Here is a 433-nt window from a genome sequence, read left to right as displayed (position 1 = left end):
CACAACCGCGTCGCTCGAGGGCCAGGAGCCGCACGGGCACAGCGAGCGCGTATACCGCGTCGACTGATCCGGATCCGGCCGCGTGCCGGATCCGGCGGCCGACCCGGCGCGACTACTGCGTGAGCCGCAGCGCGCCGATGCTCGCCTGGATCGACTTGAACGCCTTGATCAGGTCGTCGGACGAGTTGGCGAGGTAGAACTGGTCGGGCGACGAGGCGCAGTTCCGCAGCAGCGTCTGCCCCGCCGAATCGATCGGATCCGTCGGGACGCTGAAGCCGATCGTGTAGATCGAGATGTTGACCGCCTTCGTGTTGGCGCACGCCTCGGCGGTGAGCGCGTCGAGCGCCTTCCGCGCGGTGTTGCCGTCGGCGATGTTGGTGTTCTGATACGCCGTCGTCAGGCGCGGGTTCGGCGTCGTGCCGTTGGCGTTCCG

At 68.6% G+C, this 433-nt stretch carries 1 protein-coding gene; it reads right to left on the bottom strand.

What is annotated here, in order from left to right; genetic code table 11:
* Positions 1 to 112: 112 nt before the first annotated feature.
* A partial coding sequence (locus ACU8YC_RS28250; protein ID WP_446896429.1) for a hypothetical protein occupies positions 113 to 433 on the bottom strand: 321 nt, incomplete at its 5' end.

Source organism: Citrobacter sp. VF227 (assembly GCF_052950715.1).
The sequence above is the reverse complement of the archived record's forward strand: the minus strand, read 5'-3'. Positions and strand labels throughout refer to the sequence as shown.